The 21,647-nt window shown below is 58.8% G+C and carries 19 protein-coding genes; 17 read left to right on the top strand and 2 right to left on the bottom strand.

The window, feature by feature from the left end; genetic code table 11:
• Nucleotides 1–45 precede the first annotated feature (45 nt).
• Nucleotides 46–201, top strand: coding sequence for a hypothetical protein (locus Mspo_RS00760; protein WP_159726030.1), 156 nt, complete (start codon nt 46–48; stop codon nt 199–201).
• 152 nt (nt 202–353) lie between these two features.
• Here Mspo_RS00760 and Mspo_RS00755 read toward each other — a convergent pair whose 3' ends face one another.
• Entirely contained in the window at nt 354–1,172 is an 819-nt protein-coding gene (locus Mspo_RS00755; protein WP_244613014.1) for a hypothetical protein, read from the bottom strand.
• On the opposite strand from Mspo_RS00755, the gene Mspo_RS19745 reads away from it, so the two are divergent.
• The 4 genes from Mspo_RS19745 (at nt 1,158) to Mspo_RS00735 (ending at nt 6,951) form a co-directional block, all read left to right on the top strand.
• Nucleotides 1,158–1,973 (top strand): tyrosine-protein phosphatase, encoded by an 816-nt coding sequence (locus Mspo_RS19745; RefSeq protein WP_244613012.1) that lies wholly within the window; start codon nt 1,158–1,160, stop codon nt 1,971–1,973. The genes Mspo_RS00755 and Mspo_RS19745 overlap by 15 nt on opposite strands.
• 43 nt (nt 1,974–2,016) lie before the next feature.
• The gene (locus Mspo_RS00745) at nt 2,017–2,751 is read left to right on the top strand and encodes a polysaccharide biosynthesis/export family protein (protein ID WP_159726027.1); all 735 of its coding nucleotides are present in this window, start codon (nt 2,017–2,019) and stop codon (nt 2,749–2,751) included.
• A gap of 157 nt (nt 2,752–2,908) precedes the next feature.
• Nucleotides 2,909–5,215 carry a polysaccharide biosynthesis tyrosine autokinase gene (locus Mspo_RS00740; protein ID WP_159726026.1) on the top strand — a complete coding sequence of 769 codons (2,307 nt, stop codon included), beginning with the start codon at nt 2,909–2,911 and terminating at the stop codon, nt 5,213–5,215.
• Between the two features lie 38 nt (nt 5,216–5,253).
• Entirely contained in the window at nt 5,254–6,951 is a 1,698-nt protein-coding gene (locus tag Mspo_RS00735) for a hypothetical protein (RefSeq protein WP_159726025.1), read from the top strand.
• Here the strand turns inward: Mspo_RS00735 and Mspo_RS00730 are convergent.
• Nucleotides 6,899–7,567 carry a YdcF family protein gene (locus Mspo_RS00730; protein WP_244613027.1) on the bottom strand — a complete coding sequence of 223 codons (669 nt, stop codon included), beginning with the start codon at nt 7,565–7,567 and terminating at the stop codon, nt 6,899–6,901. The genes Mspo_RS00735 and Mspo_RS00730 overlap by 53 nt on opposite strands.
• Before the next feature lie 227 nt (nt 7,568–7,794).
• Between Mspo_RS00730 and Mspo_RS00725 the strand changes: the two genes are divergently transcribed.
• The 12 genes from Mspo_RS00725 (at nt 7,795) to Mspo_RS00670 (ending at nt 21,621) form a co-directional block, all read left to right on the top strand.
• Nucleotides 7,795–8,466 carry a transcription termination/antitermination protein NusG gene (locus tag Mspo_RS00725; RefSeq protein WP_159726023.1) on the top strand — a complete coding sequence of 224 codons (672 nt, stop codon included), beginning with the start codon at nt 7,795–7,797 and terminating at the stop codon, nt 8,464–8,466.
• A gap of 84 nt (nt 8,467–8,550) precedes the next feature.
• Nucleotides 8,551–9,837, top strand: a complete 1,287-nt coding sequence (tviB, locus tag Mspo_RS00720) for a Vi polysaccharide biosynthesis UDP-N-acetylglucosamine C-6 dehydrogenase TviB (protein WP_159726022.1) — start codon at nt 8,551–8,553, stop codon at nt 9,835–9,837.
• 342 nt (nt 9,838–10,179) lie between these two features.
• Nucleotides 10,180–11,277, top strand: coding sequence for a glycosyltransferase family 4 protein (locus Mspo_RS00715; protein WP_159726021.1), 1,098 nt, complete (start codon nt 10,180–10,182; stop codon nt 11,275–11,277).
• 394 nt (nt 11,278–11,671) lie between these two features.
• Nucleotides 11,672–12,454: a hypothetical protein gene (locus Mspo_RS00710; protein ID WP_159726020.1), complete on the top strand. Its 783-nt coding sequence runs from the start codon at nt 11,672–11,674 to the stop codon at nt 12,452–12,454.
• A complete protein-coding gene (locus Mspo_RS20245; protein WP_368854803.1) occupies nt 12,429–12,689 on the top strand; it encodes a class I SAM-dependent methyltransferase in 261 nt (86 codons plus the stop codon). Before Mspo_RS00710 ends, Mspo_RS20245 begins: the two co-directional genes overlap by 26 nt.
• A 239-nt stretch (nt 12,690–12,928) precedes the next feature.
• Nucleotides 12,929–13,900: a glycosyltransferase gene (locus tag Mspo_RS00700; protein ID WP_159726018.1), complete on the top strand. Its 972-nt coding sequence runs from the start codon at nt 12,929–12,931 to the stop codon at nt 13,898–13,900.
• 57 nt (nt 13,901–13,957) lie between these two features.
• A complete protein-coding gene (asnB, locus tag Mspo_RS00695; protein WP_159726017.1) occupies nt 13,958–15,958 on the top strand; it encodes an asparagine synthase (glutamine-hydrolyzing) in 2,001 nt (666 codons plus the stop codon).
• Between the two features lies 1 nt (nt 15,959).
• Nucleotides 15,960–17,054 carry an EpsG family protein gene (locus Mspo_RS00690; RefSeq protein ID WP_159726016.1) on the top strand — a complete coding sequence of 365 codons (1,095 nt, stop codon included), beginning with the start codon at nt 15,960–15,962 and terminating at the stop codon, nt 17,052–17,054.
• Nucleotides 17,012–18,175, top strand: a complete 1,164-nt coding sequence (locus Mspo_RS00685) for a glycosyltransferase family 4 protein (protein WP_201281592.1) — start codon at nt 17,012–17,014, stop codon at nt 18,173–18,175. The genes Mspo_RS00690 and Mspo_RS00685 overlap by 43 nt, the downstream gene beginning before the upstream one ends.
• Before the next feature lie 77 nt (nt 18,176–18,252).
• Nucleotides 18,253–19,347 (top strand): glycosyltransferase, encoded by a 1,095-nt coding sequence (locus tag Mspo_RS00680; protein ID WP_159726015.1) that lies wholly within the window; start codon nt 18,253–18,255, stop codon nt 19,345–19,347.
• Nucleotides 19,348–19,387: 40 nt separating this feature from the next.
• Nucleotides 19,388–20,479: a glycosyltransferase gene (locus tag Mspo_RS00675; protein ID WP_159726014.1), complete on the top strand. Its 1,092-nt coding sequence runs from the start codon at nt 19,388–19,390 to the stop codon at nt 20,477–20,479.
• A 5-nt stretch (nt 20,480–20,484) separates the two neighbouring features.
• Nucleotides 20,485–21,621, top strand: coding sequence for a glycosyltransferase family 4 protein (locus Mspo_RS00670; protein WP_159726013.1), 1,137 nt, complete (start codon nt 20,485–20,487; stop codon nt 21,619–21,621).
• Nucleotides 21,622–21,647 lie beyond the last annotated feature (26 nt).

Raw genomic sequence — 21,647 nt, 5'->3', positions numbered from 1 at the left:
CGTTCGCCGCGGCAGCGGCCGCTCCAACGAGAAGGACGCCCCGCCATGACCGAATTCGCCCAGCTCTTCGCCGCTCTCTTGGCTGCGATCGTCGTCGGCGCCGTTTTCTCGCTCTTCGATGCGGAGGCGGCGATCTCCTTCGCGCCGGCTGGCGCGAGCATCGCCGGATCGGAATTCTGCGACGGCGGCTGGTGCGGCTGAAGATCGGCCCCATGCGCGGAGACGCCGTCGAGGCCGACATGAAAATGTGACGCCGGCGCCGTGCGGCTCTGCTGCTTTTTCGTCCCCCGCGAGAGGCCCGACTCCGACACGTCGCACAGGCGAAGCCGCGCGCCTCGCGCTCGTCGTCTCATCTATCGCCCGATAGGCGCGATCGCGCAAACCTCACCCTCGAAATCGCAGCGCGATCGCGCGCGAGCAGGCGAAAAGCCGTCTGGTCGTCGGTTCATGTGCGCCGCGACGACGAGCAGACGAATTTCGTCGCGTGACGAGAATCCACAAGTTCGTGGCATAGGTAATTTTCCTAACGAGCCTCTCGAGGAAATGTGCCGTATCAATGCATCCGCAATTCGAACTTCGTCGTAATTCCTTTTTTTGCCTTGAAAATTGATGCGAAGCGAGGTTGCGATGACACGACGATCAAATTTGCGGTCGATGGACCTTTCACTGATCGTGACATCGACTGTCGTCGCTCCGATTCTACGGGAGAGCGTCGATATCTCGACAATAAAGAGTGATCGCCCTCGCGCGATACGCCATCGGCTCATGCTTCTGCGCGACGGCGGCGCCGCTGATCGTCGGAACGCGACGCGCCTTCGCTCTGGCGGCGCGATCATTTTCGGCGAGCGTGCGCAGGCATCCGTCCGACGCGCATGGCACGAGCGGCCGGACTCGACGGGGTGACGAACCTCGTCGTCGAATAACCGAGAATGGGTCGCGCTCGCGGCCGAATAGCTCGCGTGAGGCGACACAGCATGGCGGCGGCGTAAATCGTCGATCCGCCCTGCGACGGCGAAGGATGGCGTTCGGGTGACGTGTTTCACCCGAAGTGCGGTAGCGTGGGAAGGCGTTTGTGTCGCCGCTTTTTCCGCTTCTATACGAGGCGCCCTTGCGAGCCGCGGCGTGGCCGACGGTTCGCCGTGGAATGGTTCGAACGAATGATAGATATTCATTGTCATCTTCTGCCCGGTATCGACGACGGCGCCAGACATTTGGACGTCTCGCTCGAAATGGCGAGAATTGCGGCGGCCGAAGGCGTCACCACGATCGCATGCACGCCGCACATCCAGCCGGGAGTATTCGATAATGAGGCGGCCGGAATCCGCGAGGCGGTGCAGGATCTTCAAGAGGCCATCGACGAAGCCGGAATAGCTGTGACGCTCGTCGTCGGCTCGGACGCGCATATACGTCCGGATTTCGTCTCGGCGATTCGGGCGGGCGAGATCGCGACCCTGAACGACACGAAATTCGTGCTCTTCGAGCCGCCTCATCACATCGCGCCGCAACGAATGGACGATCTTTTGTTCGACATATTGGCGGCTGGATATGTGCCGATCGTCACGCATCCGGAGCGATTGACGTGGATCTCGTCGCATTATGAGCTGTTCGTACGCCTTTCACGTTCCGGAGTCTGGATGCAGATCACGGCCGGCTCATTGACGGGATCGTTCGGACGCGGGCCGAAAATGTGGGCGGAACGTATGTTGATCGACGGCGTCGTTCATGTCATCGCGACCGATGCGCATGGCGCGAAGCGACGGCCGCCGCTGATGCACGACGCCATCAGAAGCGCCGAACGTCTGGTCGGGCCGCAGGAGACGCGAAACCTGGTTTCAATCCGCCCTCGAGCGATCCTCCTCAATTCCGACGAATTTACGCCGCCGAAGGCGCCATGCGAGACATCGCAGCCGCCGAAAGCAAAGCGAGGCGCGTTCTGGCCGATGCAGGATATTCTGAATCGCACCGCTCGTTGAAAACGGCGAGAGCCTCATCTACATCGGCATCGGAGATTCGATCATGGTCGCCACAGGGATGCGAGGCCGACATGCGCTCACGCTGGCCTGCATGTTGCTGGCTCTCGCCGGTTGCAGCGAAGCGGTCGGGCCCCTCGACGACACGACCGGATCATTCGCCCGTGACCGCGCCTCGGCGATCGTGTCCTCCGACACGGGATCTGGCGTTTTGGACGACGACTACAAGATCCAGCCCCTCGACGTTGTCGAAATCACCGTCTTTCAAGTGAGGGATCTCGATGGGACGCGGCAAGTTTCCCGGACAGGCTATATCTCCATGCCGCTGATCGGCGAACTGCCAGCGAAGGGGAAGAGCGTCAAAGAGCTCGAAACCCTCATCGCCGCTCGCCTGGGCTCGAATTATCTCCGTTCCCCCGACGTGCATGTCTCTGTCAGGGACTACGCCAGTCAGCGGTTCACCGTCGAAGGCGCCGTGGGCTCGCCGGGAGTCTATCCGATAAGCGGACGAATGACGCTGCTGCAGGCGATCGCCCAGGCCAAAGGGCTGACAAGGGTGGCCGACCGCGAGGTGGCGGTGTTTCGGAAGGTGGACAACGCACGCATCGCAAATCGGTACGATCTCGCAGCCATTCGTTCCGGCGAGCGGGACGATCCTGTCCTGTTGGCCGGAGACGTCGTCGTAGTTGGGGAGTCGGCCATAAGATCCGCGTGGACAGAGTTCAAGGACATTTTAGGAGTCGGACTACAGGGAATGGGGTTCGCGCGCTTCTTCTTTTGAAGTCATGATCTGTGTTGTTTTATTCGTCGTTTCATCGAAGAGCGCGCTTCATGGCCGGCGACAGACAGACGCACGCTCCAATCGGTCGTGACGGCTGCTTTCGATAGATTAAGCAATATTCGTCATGCAGTTCCTCAACCTCTGACGGGCCGATAAAATGAAATCCGAAAATGGACAGCCGGTCGAGCATTCCAGCTTGCCGAGCGTGAACCTCGATGGGGCCCGGATCGAAGACAACAGCGGAACGCGGCGGCCTGTCCCCTTTTTCGCCACGACGGGAGCCGGCGGAGACTTCAACGTCATCGAGTACTGGCAACTGCTGGTCCGACATCGAAAGCTCATCGCATGCGTCGTCGGAGCTTTTGTCGTCCTGGCATTGTTGATGACGTTGATGACAACGCCGGTCTATCGAGCGACGGCGGTCATACAGATCGATCGACATGAGACACGATTCACGCAGACTCAGGGGGTCGAAACCGGAGAGGAAGTAGGGAGGAGCGACTCCGAGTTCTATAAGACGCAATACGATCTCCTGCAAAGCCGCTCACTGGCCGAGCAGGTGGCGGTAAGGATGGGATTGCTCGACGATCCTAAATTTTTGCCGCAAGGACCTCAGGGCTTGTTGCTGACCTTCGTGAGCCTGTTTTCCAGCGGATCTCACGATCCTGACGCGCTGACCAGACGACGCGCGGCGGTAGCGAAATTCACGAGCAATCTCGTTGTCGAGCCGAAGAGAGGCTCGCGCCTCGTCATGCTCCATTATTCCGATCCCAACCCGGCCACGGCCCAGCTCATCGTCAATGGCGTCGCCGATATTTTCACCAGCCGCAATCTCGAGCGTCGCTTCGAAGCCTCGTCCTACGCGCGCAGCTATCTGGAGGAGCGGCTCGAAGAGATGAAGATGAAGCTCGAAAAGAGCCAAGCCGAGGTCGTCGCATATGGCGCGAGAGAGCAGATCACGAGCGCTGGATCCGGTGAGAACAGATCGACGTTGGCGTCGATCAATCTCGCCGCCGCGAACACCAATCTCGGTAATGCGAAGATCGAGCGAACGAGGCTCGAGCAGCTTTGGGCCATGGCTCAGACCGAGGATGTCTACAGTCTGCAGCAGGTGTACGAAAATAGAGGCATGTCGGCTAACCGGGACAAGCGGGCGAGCCTCGCCGCAGAATATCAGCAGAAGCTGACACTCTTCAAGCCCAACTACCCGGAGATGGTCGCGATCAAGTCGCAGATGGACGAGCTCGATCGACAAGCAAACAATATCATTGTCAACGTCAAAGAAACGATACATACGCAATACATCAGCGCAAAAAATCAGGAAGCTGAATTAGCGAAGCAGTTGGAGCAGCTCAAGAAGGAACTCATCAACGAGCAAGCTCGCAGCATCCAATATGACCTGCTGCAGCGGGAGGTCTCCACGAATCGTGTTTTATACGAGCAGATGCTTCAGCGCGCAAAAGAAATCAGCGTTCTCGGGGCGTTGGATTCGAACAATATATCCGTGGTCGATCCTGCAGAGCGACCGACAGGCCCTTACTCTCCGCGCCCTTTCCGAAACCTCCTGATCGGCGCGATTCTAGGTCTCATTTGCGGCGTCGCCGCGACGCTCGTCATCGAGTATCTCGACAACACCGTAAAATCCCCTCACGACATCGAGACGAAATTCAGGCTGCCGCTGCTCGGGCTGGTTCCGGCAGTCGACGACAAGACCGCAATGAAGGTCGCGTTGACGGACTTGCGATCCAACGTGTCGGAGGCGTTGCGCTCATTGCGGACGGCGCTGCAATTTTCGACGCCGAGCGGGTTGCCGAAGAGTATCGCGGTCACGAGCGCGCAGCCGAGCGAAGGTAAGAGCACGACCTCTTTCGCGCTGGCGAGAATCTGCTCCGAACAAGGAGTGCGCGTTCTCTTGATCGACGCGGATCTCAGACGGCCCTCGCTCCATCGGCAGCTCGATCTCCCGAACTTGGTCGGTTTGAGCAATTATCTCGCCGGGAGCATGCAGGCTTCAGACGTGGTGCAGCGAACCGATCTCGAAACTCTCTTTTTTATCGCGTCGGGGCCGTTACCGCCAAATCCTGCGGACCTCTTCAGCGGCCAGAGATTTTCATCGTTGATTTCGCTCGGAGGCGAATTTTTCGATCTGATTATAGCGGACGCGCCGCCGGTCCTGGGAATCGCCGATGCTCCACTGATCGCGAATGCGGTGCACGATACGGTCTTTGTGATCTCCACCGGCGCAACCCGACGAGATGTGATCGGAATCGCTCTCAAACGACTGAACATGGCTCGTGCGCATGTGCTTGGCGTGGTGCTCAACCGGTTCCGTTTCGAGAACCAGAGCTACGGTTATGACAGCGCCTACGAATATGGCTACGGAACGGCAGGCGCTGCAGACGACCAGGACTCGTCGCAGCTCGCGTCTTCGACAGAGCGCTCCGCGACGCACATCGAAAGCTGAATCCGCACATGCATGAAACAAGAAGGACAGGCCGCGAGGTGAAGCGCGACAATTTTTTCGCGAAGCAATGGGCGATCGCGGTCGAACTCGTCATCGGCCTCGCCATTACGCTGGTCCTCTGCCGGATCGGATGGATGATCTTGGCGACGTCGACAGCGGACCATTCTTGGCGAAGCGACGCCAAATCGGCGCTTGCGTGGAGCCCCACGAATTCATCGGCCTTGCTGTCGATTGGTGAGACGATTTTTGTGAGAGCGACCAGACCGAGGTCGCAAGGGCGTAGTGAAAGCGTCCTGCTCCGGCCTCGAAAGGAAGGTGAGTTCAGGCCCGATCTCGACGGCACCGAGCTGACGCAAGGCGCGAACGTCTTGTTGAAAATGGCCGGACGCCCGATCATCGGCGATGTCGATTTGGTCGCGATATGGATTGATCTGCAGTTCAGCAGGAGCCATTATGCGAGAGCTGTCGAGCGAATGGCTCTCGAGGAATTGCAGAAAGACCAAAACTGGTTTTTGCCGCTCCTCGCCGATGGCCGACGTGGCTCACCCGTGGCTGTGTGGCACGTCGAAGAGCATCCAAATCTCGATCTGCTCGAGAGCGAGCTCCGCGCGGCGAGGACACTCGCGCAGATGAGCCTTGTTTCCAATCCACTACAACAGCGCGCATTCGTTCTGCTCTCAGACATCGCGGCGAGGCTCGGAGAGAGAGATCGTTCGGATTCCCTGTTGAACGTCGCGAGTAATCGCTCTTTCCGAAATGTCGCTTCGCACACGAGATCGATCGAGCTTCAGATCAGCCGATCCGACTATTCGAGCGCGATAGCGGGCGCCGACGCAATGTTGCACATTGGCGGAACAACTCGCCATCTGCTCGAGCAACTCCTGACGAGCGCGGCCATGGACGCTCGCTCGTATCCAGCGTTGAGCGAATTTCTCGTGAGAGAGCCTTCGTGGCGTCGATCTGTGTTCGAGCGACTCGGCGAATATGATGACGCCGATTCCGGGGTGAGATTGCTTTCGCAATTGGCAGGCGGCGGACATGCGCTGCGTGCAACGGACCTTGCGCCGGTTCTTCGACAACTGATGAAGCAAGGTCGAACCACGGAAGCATATTTGGCCTGGACGCAATTCCTGTCGGAAGCGAAAAGGCCGAAAGCGAAGCTTGTCTTCGACGGCGGATTTACCGAGCATCCATCGAACATTCCATTCGAGTGGAGCGTAACCGAATTTCCCAGAGGCAGCGTCAGTTTTCTCCGACTCCCGGACCCGGAAGGCAAACGCTCCATTCGCATAGAGTTCGTCGGCGCCGGCGGTCCGAAGCTTTCCGTCTATCAGGTTCTGTCGTTGTCGCCGGGGCGCTACCGCCTGAAAATCGAAGCGAGCGCCGACAGCCTGCGCGCGGCGCGCGGCGTCGTATGGAGATTGTCATGTCTCCAAAAGCGCGAAAACGTTCTCGCGGAAACAGAGCCGTTGCGCGGATCGACTCCGTGGCGGGAGCTTTCGGTCGACTTCGAGATGCCGGCGGACGTCTGCGACTTCCCCGTACTGCGTCTTGCTCTCAGCGCGAAATCTGCGCCGGAGCTGATAGCGAACGGCACGGTGTATTTTCGGAATCTCCGGCTGCTTCGTCGGCCCGCCAGAGTTGCCGACTCGGCTGCAGCAGGCGGACAGAACGACGTCGGTCTCATGGAGGGCAGCCGTCGGCGCGCGATCGATGAATCGGAAGGCGGAAATTGATTGACGGAGCATGGACGAGCGCTATCGTAGCCAGATATTTCAAATATTCTATTACCCGCGGTCGCGATTGCGATGCTGACGATGCGGGATCCAGAGCCGGAAAGGGGATAAGCGGACGATCCGGAAGCTCGCTCGACAATGCGGTCAGCGCGCGCGCCATGTGCAACCGCGAGGTAATCAGCAGCAGCGGGCCCGGCGTCTCGTGTCGTCGCACCCAGCATCTCGTCTCCACCGCGTTCTGAATCGTGTTTTCGGCATATTCGCCCCATTGCACGCAGCACTCCACCAATCGTCTAAGATCCCGGATGTTCGGGTTGCGCGCGGAGAATTGAGCGACGAAACGGCTCGGATGGAGGCCGGCGTTCGCATTCAGACCAGAGATGTAGAGAAGCGGAACGACACCGGAATTCATGAGTTGGAGGCCGGCGTCGATCCTCTCGAATGATCCGGTGAACACGACAGCCGCAGAAACATGTCGGGTTTCGACGGCCGATGGAAGCTCGAACGCATCGAACGAATCGAAACGACAGATTATGATTGCGAATACGTAGACGAGAAGCGTGTGCGTCGCCGCCCAGGACACGACACAAACGAGGGACGGCATCCGCTCGAGCATGCGCAATTTGAAACATCCTTCTATCGATCAAAGGCGACGCGCGGATCGTTCATTATCGGCCTCGACGTCTTTTGATCTTTGGCGGCGCCCTGTGAAATTTATGTGGCGGATGTCGAGGGGCGGGCGTTTCGCCTTTCATTCGCGTCATCCCCTGGTGAGCAAAGATCGCATTCGATCCTAGAAATTGTCCGGCCTTCGGCGCGGGTATCAGAGCAGAGCAGTCGATTATGAAGGAGATCGGAGTGGCGTCCATACAATCTGACTTACCACATGTCGAGCAATGGATCTGCCGTCGTCAGGATTTGATCTTGAAGGATACCGAGAGATGGTATGTTGCTCAGTCACTTCCGCGACAAGAGCCGCGGGCGGAGTTTCATCTGCGTCGCCAAGGGCTGCGAGCATTTTTGCCGCGAATGACGAAGACGGTCAGGCATGCCCGTAAGCTGCGAACCGTAAACACCGTCGTTTTTCCAGGTTACATATTTGTGATTCTCGACATCGGCCGCGACCGTTGGCGATCGGTGAACGGAACATTCGGCGTGGCGGGCCTCATAATGGCGGGCGAGACTCCACGACCGGCTCCCTCGGAAGTGGTCGAGGAATTGCTGGACATTGCCGATGAGCAGGGGGTGCTCCGTTTCGGCGACAAGCTACGGGAAGGTCAGACGGTGCGCGTCACGGTCGGTCCTTTTGCGGGCGCGGTCGGATGTTTGGAGCGACTCGATTCGAAAGGCCGCGTACGCGTGCTGCTCGATATGATGGGTGGAAAAGTTCCGATGGAGTTGGATCGCTCGACGTTCGAAGCCGTCGGCGAGACCTCGCCACCGCCAAGTCCCCCCCGCGCGACGCTGCGCGCACATTCTCCCGTCCTTCTTTCGCCTGGCGGCGGAAATGGCTAGCCCGGCGACCTGTGCGGCGCGAATAGAGCTTTACGCCGCATCGTTCATTTTTCATGAATTGTATAAGAGAGCGAGGAAGAACCAATGAGCATTATCGATCATTCCTCGGAGATCAAGCTCGCCGTGATCGGACTGGGATATGTCGGTCTGCCCTTGGCGGCGGAGTTTGCAAAACATCGCACCGTCGTCGGCTTCGACATCGACGCCGGGCGTGTCGCCGCGCTGGAAGCCGGGCGGGACGTAACGCTGGAAGTTTCGGAACAAGAGCTCCGCGAAGCGAGTGGTCTGCGCTACACCAGCAATCTGTCCGACTTGGTCGAGTGCAATTTTTATATTGTGACCGTTCCCACGCCGATCGACGAACACAAGCGCCCTGATCTCTCGCCGTTGCTCAGAGCGTCTCGCCTTATCGGAAAGGTCCTCGAGAAGGGCGACATCGTGGTTTTCGAATCCACGGTCTATCCGGGCGCGACCGAGGAGGATTGCGTGCCCGAACTCGAGGCCGTGTCCGGGTTGAAGCTCAATGTAGACTTCTACGTCGGTTACAGCCCGGAGCGCATCAATCCAGGCGACAAGGCGCATCGAGTTTCGACGATCAAGAAGGTGACAGCCGGCTCGACGCCGGAAGTCGCCGAGATCGTCGACCGGCTCTACCGCGAAATCATCGTCGCAGGGACCCACAAGGCGTCGAGCATCCGCGTCGCCGAAGCCGCCAAAGTCATCGAGAACACCCAACGGGATCTCAACATCGCCCTGATCAACGAGCTGGCGATCATCTTCAACAAGATGGGAATCGAGACGGAGGCCGTGCTGGAGGCCGCAGGCACGAAATGGAACTTCCTACCCTTCCGCCCGGGCCTCGTCGGCGGGCATTGCATCGGCGTCGACCCCTATTATCTGACGTACAAGGCGGAGGCGATCGGCTATCATCCTCAAATCATTCTCGCGGGTCGGCGTCTGAATGATGGCATGGGAGCCTATGCCGTCTCCCAACTCGTCAAAGCGATGGTCAAGCGTCGCATTCAAGTCGAAGGCGCGCGCGTTCTGGTGATGGGGCTGACGTTCAAGGAAAATTGTCCGGACCTGCGCAATACGCGTGTCGTCGATATTCTGCGCGAGCTCCGGGAATACAACGTCCTGGCGGACGTCTATGACCCTTGGGTCAACGCCGAAGACGCGCAGCGCGAATATGGCGTCACTCCGGTCGACGAACTGCAGGCTGGCGTCTATGACGCGATTATTCTCGCGGTCGCACATGATCGGTTTCGAACGATCGGCGCAGAGAAGATCCGCGCGCTCGGAAAGAGCGCCCATGTGCTGTACGACCTGAAATACATCCTGAAAGCGGAGGAGGCCGACGTGCGGCTGTAAATTGGCCCCTTCTCCTCGATCACACGAGAGGGACTTTCTTCAATGGAGGCGGGGCGACCTTTCAGGAAGCCGGGTCGAAAGCCCTCTCGTTTTTTCGATTATGTCACTCTTTCCGTTATGCAAGGCAGGTCGCTCGGCGCGGAGTTCGAAAATGTTTTCTTTTGCGGGCGCCGTCGGAGGGCGTCCCACCGCGGCCACGTTACGTATGCGCAAAGCCAGCGAGGACGAACATGCGGCAGCGCCCATGCGCGCGGGATCTTTACAATGTTATGAGCCCGGCGGGTTGCCGTGAAAACTGGATATGCCGTCAGTTTCTTTCAATACCCAGGGAGCTACATTCTAATGAAAATCTCCATAGTGCTCCCAGCTTACTTCAATGGCCCTCTCGGGGGTTATCACGTACACTATAATTACGCCAATCTGCTGCAGGCGCGCGGCCATCAGGTATGTATTATTTTTCCGCACACTCTCTCACTCTCCAGTGATTGGAAAGAGCGGATCAAAAGCCCGCTTTGGGCGCTCAAGACGCGCCTTCAGAACCGGCCGTTAACCCCGCATTTCAAATTACGCGATGATGTGCAGATTAAATTCGTGTCGGATCTCAGCGGACCCAGCTTGCCCAAAGCCGACGCCCTGATCGCCACTGCATGGCAGACCGCGGAGCTGCTGCGATACGCCCCCGACAACAGGGGCAGAAAATTCTATATCGTCTATGACTACGAGTTCTGGCGGACCGTCGAACCGGCCACGCGTGTGAGGATGGAGCGCACGTACAGCATCGATTTCGAAATAATTGCGACCTCGGGGGCGGTAGAAGCTATGCTGACGCAATGCGGCGCGCTGCCTCGTGCTCGGATCCCTTGTGGGATCGATTTCGACGCCTTCGGCCGCGATGTCGCCAGCACGGACAGAGCACCACTCACATTGGGGTTCCCTGCACGCAAGAAGGCTTTCAAGGGCGCCGCCGACGCTATCGTCGCGGCAACGTTGCTGCGCGAAATCTATGGCGATCGGCTCCACGTTACCGCATTTGGCAGCGATGAGATCGAAATGCCGCAATGGATCAGCCGATTGCGCCGACCCAGCCAGCCGAACCTCCGCGAGTTTTACAACAATAACGCCGTCTTTATGGTTCCGTCGCACTTCGAGGGCTGGGGGCTGCCGGGCTGCGAAGCTATGGCCTGCGGCGCTGCGCTCGTAACGACCGATAACGGAGGCTCGCAGGACTATGCGATTGCCGACATGACTGCGCTGGTGGTGCCGCCCAAAGAACCGCGCGTTCTCGCTGCCGCGGTCAATCGACTATTCCAGGATCCCCTCCTGCGGAGCGAGATCGCCGAACGCGGACACACATTTGTTCAACAATTCCGTTGGGAGCGATCGGCTGATAAGCTGGAGCGCTTATTGCAAGACGTAGTCGCCAGTCGGGGTGAGCTCTGAACCAGCCCCTGGTCACGCCAGGCGCCGCCGCAGTTCCCGGTTCAGGGCCTCTCATTTGCGTTGACCCGGTGACCGGCTCCGTGATGGCATCTGGCGCGAGGAGGCACGCATTTTCATTCGGCGCTCCGCCGCGTTTCTGCTCGAATTCGAACGTTGACGCCCCACGCTGTCGTTGTCGTGTCGAGGCCTGACCTTTTTCGCGCTTAGCGCGAATTTCGGTTCCGAATGAGCCGAATATGGCCGAATCCATGTCGGGGCATGCCCGTTCCGTCGCGCCTCTAGCGGTCACGACACGAAAGGCCGGCGAACTGAATTAGACTCGGGTCATCGAGAGATCGGGCCGCGCTCGATCGCGTGATCGGCTGGGAGAAAAATAATGCTCGTCATTGATGCTGTGAAGGACATCGTCAAAAGCACGCCATTGGCGGTCCCATTTATTTTGCTGAAAAATCTGACCACCGAAGCGACGTCGCAGAGCAACGAGGCCGAGATTCTAACGCGTCTCGCCTCGCGGGTCGAAATGCCGAAGCGCTTCATAGAGCTCGGCTTCTCCGGCTTCGAATTCAACACGGTCCATCTCGCCCGAAGAAAGGACTGGAAAGGACTCCTCGTCGATGGTGGGGCGTACAACGTCCGGGTCGCCAATCTGATCCTCCATGAGGGGATTCGGGCCGAGCAAATGTGGATCGATCTGACGACCCTGCAAAGGGTTCTCGATTACGCCGAATCGCAAGACCTCGGCGTTCTGTCGATCGACGTCGACGGCAATGATTTTTGGTTTCTGCAAAAGCTCATAACCGCGAGACCAGCGCTGATCGTCGCGGAGTTCAATATAACGCTTGGACGACGGCCGATAACCGTGCCCTACGACCCATTGTTCGATCGAAAGGCCAAACACGAGACCGGAGAATACTACGGCGCCTCGATCGTCGCGATCGCTCACCTCTGCGCCAGCAATGGATACAGTCTGGTCGAGATAAGCAGAAACGGCGTGAATGCGTTCTTCGTTCGAAACGATCTGCTCACTGGCGATTGGAGGACGATCGACGCCAGCAAGGTCAGGCTCGAAAAGTACTATCCAGACGGATCGAAAGCGCCGACCGACCAATTCTGGGAAAAGATAAAGACGATGCCGTTCATCGACGTTATCGATATGGCGCCAACCTCTTTTTCCTGACTGCAGGTCGGGCGTCCAGCGCGTCGTCGTTCGGCGACAAGGGTCGGATGTGCGAATAGGCGCATATGAAGACCTGCCTGCCGAGGAAAATGTCTATGATACAATCACAGGCAGTCATGTGATCGAACATGTTCACGAGCCGAATTCCTTGCTCCGATTCGTCAATTGGGTTTCGAAGCAGGGAGGAATCGTCTCCATCGAAACTTCGAACATCGACAGTCTCGGCGCCGTATAATTCAGAAAAAGCTGGCGGGGAATAGGGGCGCCACGCGACGTCGTCTCGCTCAATCCGTCCAGCAAAAGGCGAAGGCGTTTTTCAGATGATGGTCGAGGGCAACTAACGCCATTTCAATAATCTCGGAAGCTTGGTGAGGGACATGGCGCGTCGAGGATCGATGCCGCCGCCTTCGCCCGGGAGAAGAGACGCCGGTCTTTGAATGGCGACAATCCGGAAAGCGCTATCGGGAGATCGAGATGAAGGTATCCATTGCAATGGCGACCTATAATGGCTCGAAATGGATAGAGGAGCAGCTCGATAGCTTTGCAAGACAAGAATTGCCTCCGGACGAGCTGGTGATTTGCGACGACTGCTCGAAGGACGAGACGATTTCTATCGTCGAGCGATTCAGGAGGCGCGCGAGCTTCGAGATTAGAGTCGTTTCGAATGAAATTAACAGCGGCCATATAAAGAGCTTTTTGAGAGCGATGGCGGATTGCAGCGGCGATTTGATATTCTTGAGTGATCAGGACGATGTATGGCACAGGAACAAAATTTTGGCGATGACGCGGTTAGCCAGTGCAATGCCGCGTCACCATGTTTTTCTGAATGACGCTGCATATGCAGATGCGAATGGCGCGCCTTATGGCCTCACGGTGCTCAAACAGTGCATAAATGTCGGATCCGGCGCCGATGGTCACATCGCCGGTGCATGCACGGCAGTGACCAGGGAATTTGCCGACTTCATACGTCCGGAAAATTTTGTCGACATGCCAAAATATCATGACGTCTATCTACACCGTTGGGGCAAGGCGCTGCGGTGCAGGCATACGTGCAACGAGATTCTTCAGGTATGGCGGATTCATGAGGGCAATAGCTCAGTGGAGACGAAGATGGCGAATCCCGAGCCGATGTCCTTGGCGACGTGGCGCGCCAAATTCAAAGGGGTCGATCCGCGGACGGACTATTTGAACAAGGCGGCGCAATTTCGAAAGATGCGCGCGCATCTTCGAGTCAGACGCATTGAATTTGGCCGCTTGAATGTCTCTGTCGGTTTCGATGACGTCGACTTCGAGCTGTCGAGAAATATCGAGGCGCTCGAAAATAGGGCGGCGCTCCGTGAAATGTCATATACGGGGAGGCTCGCGGCGATCGCCGACATGGCGTTGCGCGGCAAATATAAATATTTCTATGGCTGGAAGAGCATAGCCAAGGATCTGATGATCTGACGCGGCGGTTGGCTTCATCGGTCGTGTTTCAGGCGAGCGCGAGAGAGCGGCGAATTCATGTGTGGCATTGCAGGATGTGTTTTTTCGGATCCCGCGCAGCGAGGCGAGGCCGTCGTCGTAGCGATGAGAGATCGGCTGACGAGACGCGGGCCCGATGACGCGGGCGTATGGGCCGACGAGGGCGGTCTGGTCTTTCTCGGTCACCGTCGCTTATCGATCATCGATGTGTCCGCCAATGGGCGACAGCCGATGCGCTCGAGCAGCGGCAGATACATCATCGCCTTCAACGGCGAGATTTACAATCATTCGGAGATGAGGACCGAATTAAGCAATATCGGCGCGGCGCCTTGTTGGCGGGGCGGCTCCGACACGGAGACGTTGCTCGCGGCCTTCGAGCGATGGGGCGTAGAGGCGACGCTCGTTCGCGCGGTGGGCATGTTCGCGATCGCGCTATGGGACACGGCTGCGCGCAAGCTGCATCTCGCGCGCGACCGATTCGGCGAAAAACCGCTCTATTACGGATGGGTCGGACGTGATTTCCTGTTCGGATCGGAGCTCAAAGCGCTACGCGCCTTCCCGGGCTTCTCAAATTCCGTGTGTCGAGAGGCGTTGGCGCTCTATCTACAATTCCTTTATGTCCCCGCGCCGAGAAGCATCTTTTGCGGCGTCTACAAGCTCGAACCCGGCTGCATTCTCACCATCGACGCTTCCGCCGAGCCGATAGTCGGGGAACCGCCGAGCGTTCCGACGGCGCAGCGCGGAATCAGCTTGCGGCGTTGGTGGTCGCTGGAAAAATCGGTTGAAGCGGGCGCGCAGCGCCAGTTCGACGACGAAAGGGAGGCGGTGCGCGCGCTGGACGAAGTTCTGAGAGAGTCGATACGCCTTCAGTCGCTCGCCGATGTCCCTGTGGGCGCCTTTCTGTCAGGCGGCGTCGATTCTTCGACCATCGTGGCGCTGATGCAGCGGCAGTCGCCGCGTCGTGTCAGAAGTTTCACGGTGGGCTTCGAAGACGCCGGCTTCGACGAGGCCCCGCATGCGCGCGCCGTCGCGCGGCACCTCGAAACGGAACACTGCGAATTGTTTGTGACGGCGTCCGAGGCGCGCGCGGTCATTCCCGAGCTGCCGACGATCTATGACGAGCCGTTCGCCGATTCTTCCCAAATTCCCACTCATCTGGTCTGTCGCGCCGCGCGTGAGCAGGTGACCGTCGCTCTGTCGGGCGACGCCGGCGACGAGTTGTTCGGCGGCTATAATCGGTATTTTTGGGCGCCGCGTCTGTGGCGCGCCATCGCATGGCTTCCCTATTCAGCGCGCAGCGCGCTTGCGGCTGCGATCGCAGCGACGCCTATGACGGGGTGGGACGCGCTCGGCGGACCGATCAACGCGCTGTTGCCTGGCAGCCGAGGCGTCGCCCGTTTGGGCGAGAAGGCGCAAAAGCTCGCGTCGCGCTTGGACGGCGCCCGTGACCTCGATGATCTCTACCGCAATCTCGTCTCCGAATGGCAAGCGCCGCATGACGTGTTGCGAAAGGATTCGATAGGTTCTTCCACGGCGCTCGGCCCGCTCTGCCATGAAAGGCCGATCGCGGGATTGGAGGCGGCGCAATTGCGCATGATGTATCGTGATTGCCTGACCTATTTGCCGGACGACATTTTATGCAAGGTCGACCGCGCCGCAATGTCGATCGGCCTCGAGACGCGGGCTCCGTTCTTGGATCATCGCGTGGCGGAACTCGCATGGCGGCTCCCGCTGCATATGAAGATCCGGAACGGAAGAGGCAAATGGGCGCTCCGCCGCGTTCTCGACAAATATGTGCCGCGCACGTTGATCGAGAGGCCGAAGTCTGGTTTTGGCGTTCCTTTGGGCAGTTGGCTGAGGGGTCCCTTGCGGGATTGGGCGGAAAGTCTCCTCGACGCGGCTCGGCTCGAGCGGGAGGGCTACTTCGATCCGGCGCCTATTCGGCGGGTTTGGACAGATCATTTGTGCGGTCGGCGCGATCGGGCTTCGAAGCTCTGGAGCATTCTGATCTTTCAAAGTTGGCTCGAGGAGAGCCGTTAGCATGTTGCCTTATTGGCTGATGTTTCTCGCGCCCGCCCTTGTTGCGGCGGGCATGCGCGGCACGAGAGCGGCTATTTGGGAGACACGACACCCGCTCGCCTGGGGATTCGTCTGGCTTTCGCTGACTGTCCTGATCGGCTTTCGCGAGCAAGTCGGCGGCGACTGGGGCTCTTACGAAAAAATGCTGAACAACACGGCGGGACTGGGGTTTCTCGATGTGCTTTCGACCAATGATCCTGGCTATTCACTGCTGAACTGGTGCAGCCTCGCCTTCGATTTCGACGTGTACGGAGTCAATCTCGTAGGCGGCGCGATCTTCGCATTCGGATTGGTGACCTTCTGCCGGGCGCAGCCGCAGCCTTGGCTCGCGCTCGCGGTGGCTGTTCCCTATCTCGTGATCGTGGTGGCTATGGGATACAGCCGTCAAGCGATCGCTCTCGGATTTATATTGCTCGGCTTGGTCGCGCTCGCCGATGGCTCGATGTGGAAATTCGCCATCTGGGTCGCGCTCGGAGCCACCTTTCACAGGACCGCGGTGCTCGTCTTGCCGATCGCGGCGCTCGCATCCTCGAAAAATAAATATTGGACCGCGGCTTGGATCTCGCTTCTCGGCGTCGGCATGTACAAGGCGCTGTTGGAGAAAGACGCGGACAATCTCTACCAGAACTATGTAGCCGCGGAGATGCAATCGGAAGGCGCGCTCATACGTGCGCTGATGGGCGCTGTTCCGGCAATTATTTTTCTGCTCTGGCGCAAGCGCTTTCATTTCCGCGAATCCGAGGCCGCGCTCTGGAGGTGGCTCGCATCGATTTCCGCGGCGCTGCCGTTCGTTCTGCTCGTGACGAGCGCGTCCACGGTCGTCGATCGCATGGCGTTGTATGTGCTTCCTCTTCAGCTCGTCGTCTTTTCTCGATTGCCGGACTCGTTCGTGACGCCGGAGACGGAAGGTGACATTTCGTCCGCGGGCGCCTCGTCGGGAATCCGGGTCGCGATCCTCGCCTACTATGGCGCGGTGCTGTTCATCTGGCTGAATTTCGCCAATCACGCATATTATTGGCTACCTTACAGGTTCTACCCCTTGGAAGCTCTTCTTTGAAACTCCTCCTCTTCGCCAATACAGACTGGTACCTGTACAATTTCAGGCAGTCGCTCGCCGCTGCCCTACGCGACTGCGGCCATGAGGTGATCTTGGTGTCGCCCGCGGGGCCATATGGCGCGAAGCTCATATCTCTCGGATTCGAGTGGATCGCTGCGCCGATGCGGCGCGGAAGCCTCAACCCGCTTCGCGAATTTGCGCTTCTCGTTTGGCTATGGAGACTGATGCGGAGGGAAAAGCCGGCTCTCGTGCATGGGTTCACGATAAAATGCGCTCTTTACGGAGCTCTCGCGGCTCGTCTCGTCGGCGCCCGGCGCGTCAACGCGATCGCCGGAATGGGGTATGTTTTCACGAGCGACGAGCTCAAGGCCCGGTTGCTTCGATTGCCGCTGCGGGCATTGATGCGCGCCGCGCTCGGAGGCGATGGCGCGAGGCTCGTCCTGCAGAACCCCGATGATGTGAACTACTTCGAACGGGAGAAAATCGCTCCGGGTGATCGAATTCGGCTCATTCGTGGGTCGGGAGTGGATTGCTCGCGGTTCACGCCGCGGCAAGAGGCGCCGGTTCGGGGCGGCGCGCTTCGCGTCGCTCTTGCCGCGCGCATGCTCTGGGACAAAGGCGTCGCCGAATTCGTCGCGGCGGCGCGGTTACTGAAGGACGAAAAACGATCCGTACATTTTCTGCTCGTCGGCGCGCCCGACAATGGCAATCCTGCAGCCGTGCCAGAGCGACGGTTGTTGGACTGGCAGGCGGAGGGAATCGTGCAATGGCTCGGTCATGTCGCCGACATGCCCGATTTGCTCGCGAGCGTCGACGTGGTGGTGCTGCCGAGCTATCGCGAAGGGCTTCCTAAAACCTTGATAGAAGCGGCGGCGTGCGCCAAGCCGCTGATCACCACGGACGCGCCAGGATGCCGAGAGGTGGTCACGCATGAAGTCGATGGATTGCTCGTGCCGATCGGCGATGCGAAGGCGCTGGCCACAGCAATCGCGCGGCTGCAAGACGATGTCGAATTCGCGCGACGACTCGGCGAGGCGGCGCGAGAGAAAGCGCTTGCGCTGTTCGACGAGCGTATCGTGATCGCGCAGACCATCGCGGTGTACGGAGAGTTGACGGCATAGCGATTCGGCAAGCGATAGGTCGACGAAACGGGCATGCAGAAGGTGCGAACCGCCAGAAATTGATGAAAGGCTCCGTCATGTCGCGACTTTTGTTGGTCACAAAAAAAATCGCCGGTGATCTCCACGGCGGTCGCGAACTGCTATTGGCGTTGAACCGCGATTGTCTGCAAGAGATATTCGAAGACGATCTGTTCGTTGTCGAGCTCGAGTCTGCTCCGGTGCGTACGGCGGCCGATCTCGTCGCGGCGATGAGCGGCCACATCGACGGGGTGAACGAGGTCTCTCTGCGCGCAATCGTGCGGATGGTGCGAGAAAAGGAGATCACGCAGGTTTTCATCGACGGCTCCAACATGGGCGTCGTCGCATCCGCTTTGAAGCGACAAAATCTTCCGATCAAAATCACGACGTTCTTTCATAATGTCGAAGCGCGATTCTTCCTCGGGGCGTTCTACGCTTCCCGGACATTGCGCGCGCTTCTCGTGCTTGTCGCAAACTATGTCGCCGAACGAAAAGCGGTGAAGAATAGTGACGTTATCGTCACTCTCTCGGAAGCCGACAGCCGGGTGCTCTATCGCACTTACGGGCGGCGCGCGTCATTGATCTGGCCCATGGCGGTCAGAGACAAGATGAAATCCACTCTCGACTCCGTCGTCCCAGCAAGCCTCGAACGAGATCCCTATCTCTTGTTCGTAGGAAGCGCTTTCTACGCGAATAAGGCGGGCATCCTTTGGTTCGTCGACAATGTCGCGCCCCATATCCGCATGGAGACGGTAATCATCGGTCGCGGGATGGACGCCATGAAGCCGCGTCTCGAGCGCAGCGGCAAAGTGCGAGTGATCGGGAGCGTGGAGGACCTCGGTCATTGGTATTTGGGCGCGAATATCATCATCGCTCCGATTTTCGACGGTTCGGGAATGAAGACGAAGGTCGCGGAGGCGTTGATGTTCGGAAAGAAGATTCTCGGAACGCCGCAGGCGTTCAGTGGCTACGAGGACGTAGCCGCGCGCGTCGGCTGGGTCTGCAAGGACAGCGAGGACTTCGTCGCGACCTTGAATTCGCTGAGTGGGCTCACTTTGCCCGCGTTCGATCCTCAATTGCGAGCGCTGTATGAAAGCCGTTATTCCTTTCCGGCGGCGCGCGCGCGCCATTTGCAGGCGTTAGGCGATCGATAGAACGTGGGCGGCGCGCGCCGAATTTTCTCGGGATGTGAATATGACCGCTATTTGTTTCTTTACTGCGAGGTATAGCCGGTCGGGTGTGCCTCTCGCTCAGCTTCGTCTCGCCAGGGCTTTCGTCGCAAGGGGAGATCGGGTCGACTTCGCTTTCGGATGTATTCCGGAAGGCATAGAAGCTCCGGGAGGCGACGGAATAGGCATACACGATTTCGGCCAATCGCGGGCCGTAAATCTGCTGTTCCCGATCATGCGCTTCATACGAAAAAAACGGCCTGATGTGATCTTTTCAGCAGAGGATCACCTGAACGCGATAGTCGTGCTCGCCGCTCTTCTTGCTGGATCGCACGCAAAATTGAGTGTTTCATCCCGCGTTACGCCGTTCGATACATATTCGAACGTCATTTTTTCTAAGAAATGGGTCTTGAAGCATGTCAGCCGCCTGCTGTGGCGACGGGCCGATGTTCTGACATGCGTCTCCGAGGACATGGTCGGACAATATCGGAATGTCTTCGGCCAGACCCGTCATTCGGCGATTTACAATGTCATCGTCGACGACGATCTGCATCGGAAGAAGAAAGAGAGCGTGGATCATCCCTGGTTCGCCGACAAGGCGGTCCCACTCATTGTCTCGGCGGGCCGGCTCGCTCCAGAAAAAAGATTCGCCGATATCATCGAAGCGATGAAAATCGTCAATGACAGGAGGTTCGCGAGGCTCGTGATATTGGGAGACGGTCCGCTGAGAGGCGAGCTGCAAGCTCTGATCGATCGACTGGAACTGACAGATAGGGCGCAACTCCTCGGATTTCAAAGCAATCCGATGAAATATTTCCAAAAATCGCGACTTTTCGTTCTTTCGTCACGCGTCGAAGGTTTGCCCAATGTGCTCGTCGAAGCGATGGCGTGCGGTTGTCCCGTCGTTTCGACGAATTGCCCGACCGGCCCGCGAGAGGTGCTCAAGGATGGAGAGTTCGGGGAATTGGTCCCGGTCGGCTCGCCGCCGGCAATGGCCGAGGCGATTCTGCGGGCGCTCGACAGCGATTCCAAAGACGAAAAGCTCGAGGAGGCGGTGCGTCCGTTCACGACCGAGGCCGTTGTCGCGCGTCATCTCGCGTCGCTGGGCCTAGGTTAGCGCCGATGGACAAGGCCGTCCCGCGCCTGCATGTGGCGTTCGTGATAAAGGCGATGAGCATTCCAGGCGGCGGCGCGGAGCGCGTGTTGGCCCGCATTGCCTCTGGGCTCGTCGATCGCGGGCACCGCGTCACCGTAATCACCAGCGATCCGCCCGAGAAGCCGTCCTACTATCCGATTCCCGGATCGGTGCGGCAGGTTTTTCTCGGCGTCGGCGCGGTGGAACGCAGCTCGAATTTCGGCGAGGTTCTGAGACGCATTTGGGCGATGCGGCGGGAAATTATGCGGCGCCGCCCGGACGTCGTGGTCGCTTTCATGCACAGTTCCTTCGTTCCGATCGGATTGGCGCTCATCGGCTCGGGAATTCCGATGATCGCGAGCGAGCACATAGGCACGGAACATTATAGTGGGCGGAGCTTTCAGCGGGCGCTTCTCATGCTGACGCCATTGCTCACGAACAAGATCACAGTGGTTTCCGAACGGATCAGATCGAGATTTCCGCGCTGGCTGAGGCGCCGAATGATCGTCGTTCCCAATCCGATCGGCGACGGATACGTGGTCGGCTCGGATACGGCGGACCCGGCGGCAAAAGCAAAGGTGCTGCTCGCCGTCGGACGGTTGTCCTCGCAAAAAGATCATAGGTGCCTCATCGAGGCCTTTGCCATGCTGGCCCAGCGCTTTCCCGATTGGACGTTGAGGATCGTCGGCGAGGGAGAGCTGCGCGGCGAACTGGAAAGGCAGATCGCCGATTGCGGTCTCGCCGATCGGATCGAGCTGCCGGGCGCAATCAAAGAAATCGACGCGGAGTATCGCAAGGCCCGTCTTTTCGTATCGCCGTCGAAATACGAGAGTTTCGGGCTCGCGACGGCGGAAGCTTTGCTCAACGGCACGCCGGCGGTCGCCTTCGACGACTGTCCGGGCACTGACACGCTGATCGAAAATGGCGTGAACGGAGTTCTCGTCGATGGAAGAAACGGACGCGCCGAAGCGCTGGCGATCGCCCTCGCGCGTCTGATGGCGACCCCAGAGGAAGTCGAACGACTTACGCAGGTCGGCGCGGCGCGCATTCGGGAGGTCTACGGATTGTCGAAGGCGCTCGACACATGGGAGAGTGTTCTCGGCGACATCGCCGTGAGCCGCTGAAAACGAGAATCGCCAGTCGCACCACG

It is taken from the genome of Methylosinus sp. Ce-a6 (assembly GCF_009811655.1).
Lineage (GTDB): Bacteria > Pseudomonadota > Alphaproteobacteria > Rhizobiales > Beijerinckiaceae > Methylosinus.
Note: the sequence above shows the minus strand (reverse complement) of the source record. Positions and strands in the feature narration are given on the sequence as shown.

Coding starts and splice junctions, on each gene's coding strand:
- Mspo_RS00700 (WP_159726018.1), top strand. CDS start 12,929: ATGAAGGTATCCATTGCAATGGCGACCTATAATGGCTCGAAATGGATA.
- Mspo_RS00680 (WP_159726015.1), top strand. CDS start 18,253: ATGTCGCGACTTTTGTTGGTCACAAAAAAAATCGCCGGTGATCTCCAC.
- Mspo_RS19745 (WP_244613012.1), top strand. CDS start 1,158: ATGATAGATATTCATTGTCATCTTCTGCCCGGTATCGACGACGGCGCC.
- Mspo_RS00670 (WP_159726013.1), top strand. CDS start 20,485: ATGGACAAGGCCGTCCCGCGCCTGCATGTGGCGTTCGTGATAAAGGCG.
- Mspo_RS00675 (WP_159726014.1), top strand. CDS start 19,388: ATGACCGCTATTTGTTTCTTTACTGCGAGGTATAGCCGGTCGGGTGTG.
- Mspo_RS00725 (WP_159726023.1), top strand. CDS start 7,795: ATGAAGGAGATCGGAGTGGCGTCCATACAATCTGACTTACCACATGTC.
- Mspo_RS00755 (WP_244613014.1), bottom strand. CDS start 1,172: ATGAATATCTATCATTCGTTCGAACCATTCCACGGCGAACCGTCGGCC.
- Mspo_RS00715 (WP_159726021.1), top strand. CDS start 10,180: ATGAAAATCTCCATAGTGCTCCCAGCTTACTTCAATGGCCCTCTCGGG.
- tviB (WP_159726022.1), top strand. CDS start 8,551: ATGAGCATTATCGATCATTCCTCGGAGATCAAGCTCGCCGTGATCGGA.
- asnB (WP_159726017.1), top strand. CDS start 13,958: ATGTGTGGCATTGCAGGATGTGTTTTTTCGGATCCCGCGCAGCGAGGC.
- Mspo_RS00745 (WP_159726027.1), top strand. CDS start 2,017: ATGGTCGCCACAGGGATGCGAGGCCGACATGCGCTCACGCTGGCCTGC.
- Mspo_RS00730 (WP_244613027.1), bottom strand. CDS start 7,567: ATGCTCGAGCGGATGCCGTCCCTCGTTTGTGTCGTGTCCTGGGCGGCG.
- Mspo_RS00690 (WP_159726016.1), top strand. CDS start 15,960: ATGTTGCCTTATTGGCTGATGTTTCTCGCGCCCGCCCTTGTTGCGGCG.
- Mspo_RS00760 (WP_159726030.1), top strand. CDS start 46: ATGACCGAATTCGCCCAGCTCTTCGCCGCTCTCTTGGCTGCGATCGTC.
- Mspo_RS00740 (WP_159726026.1), top strand. CDS start 2,909: ATGAAATCCGAAAATGGACAGCCGGTCGAGCATTCCAGCTTGCCGAGC.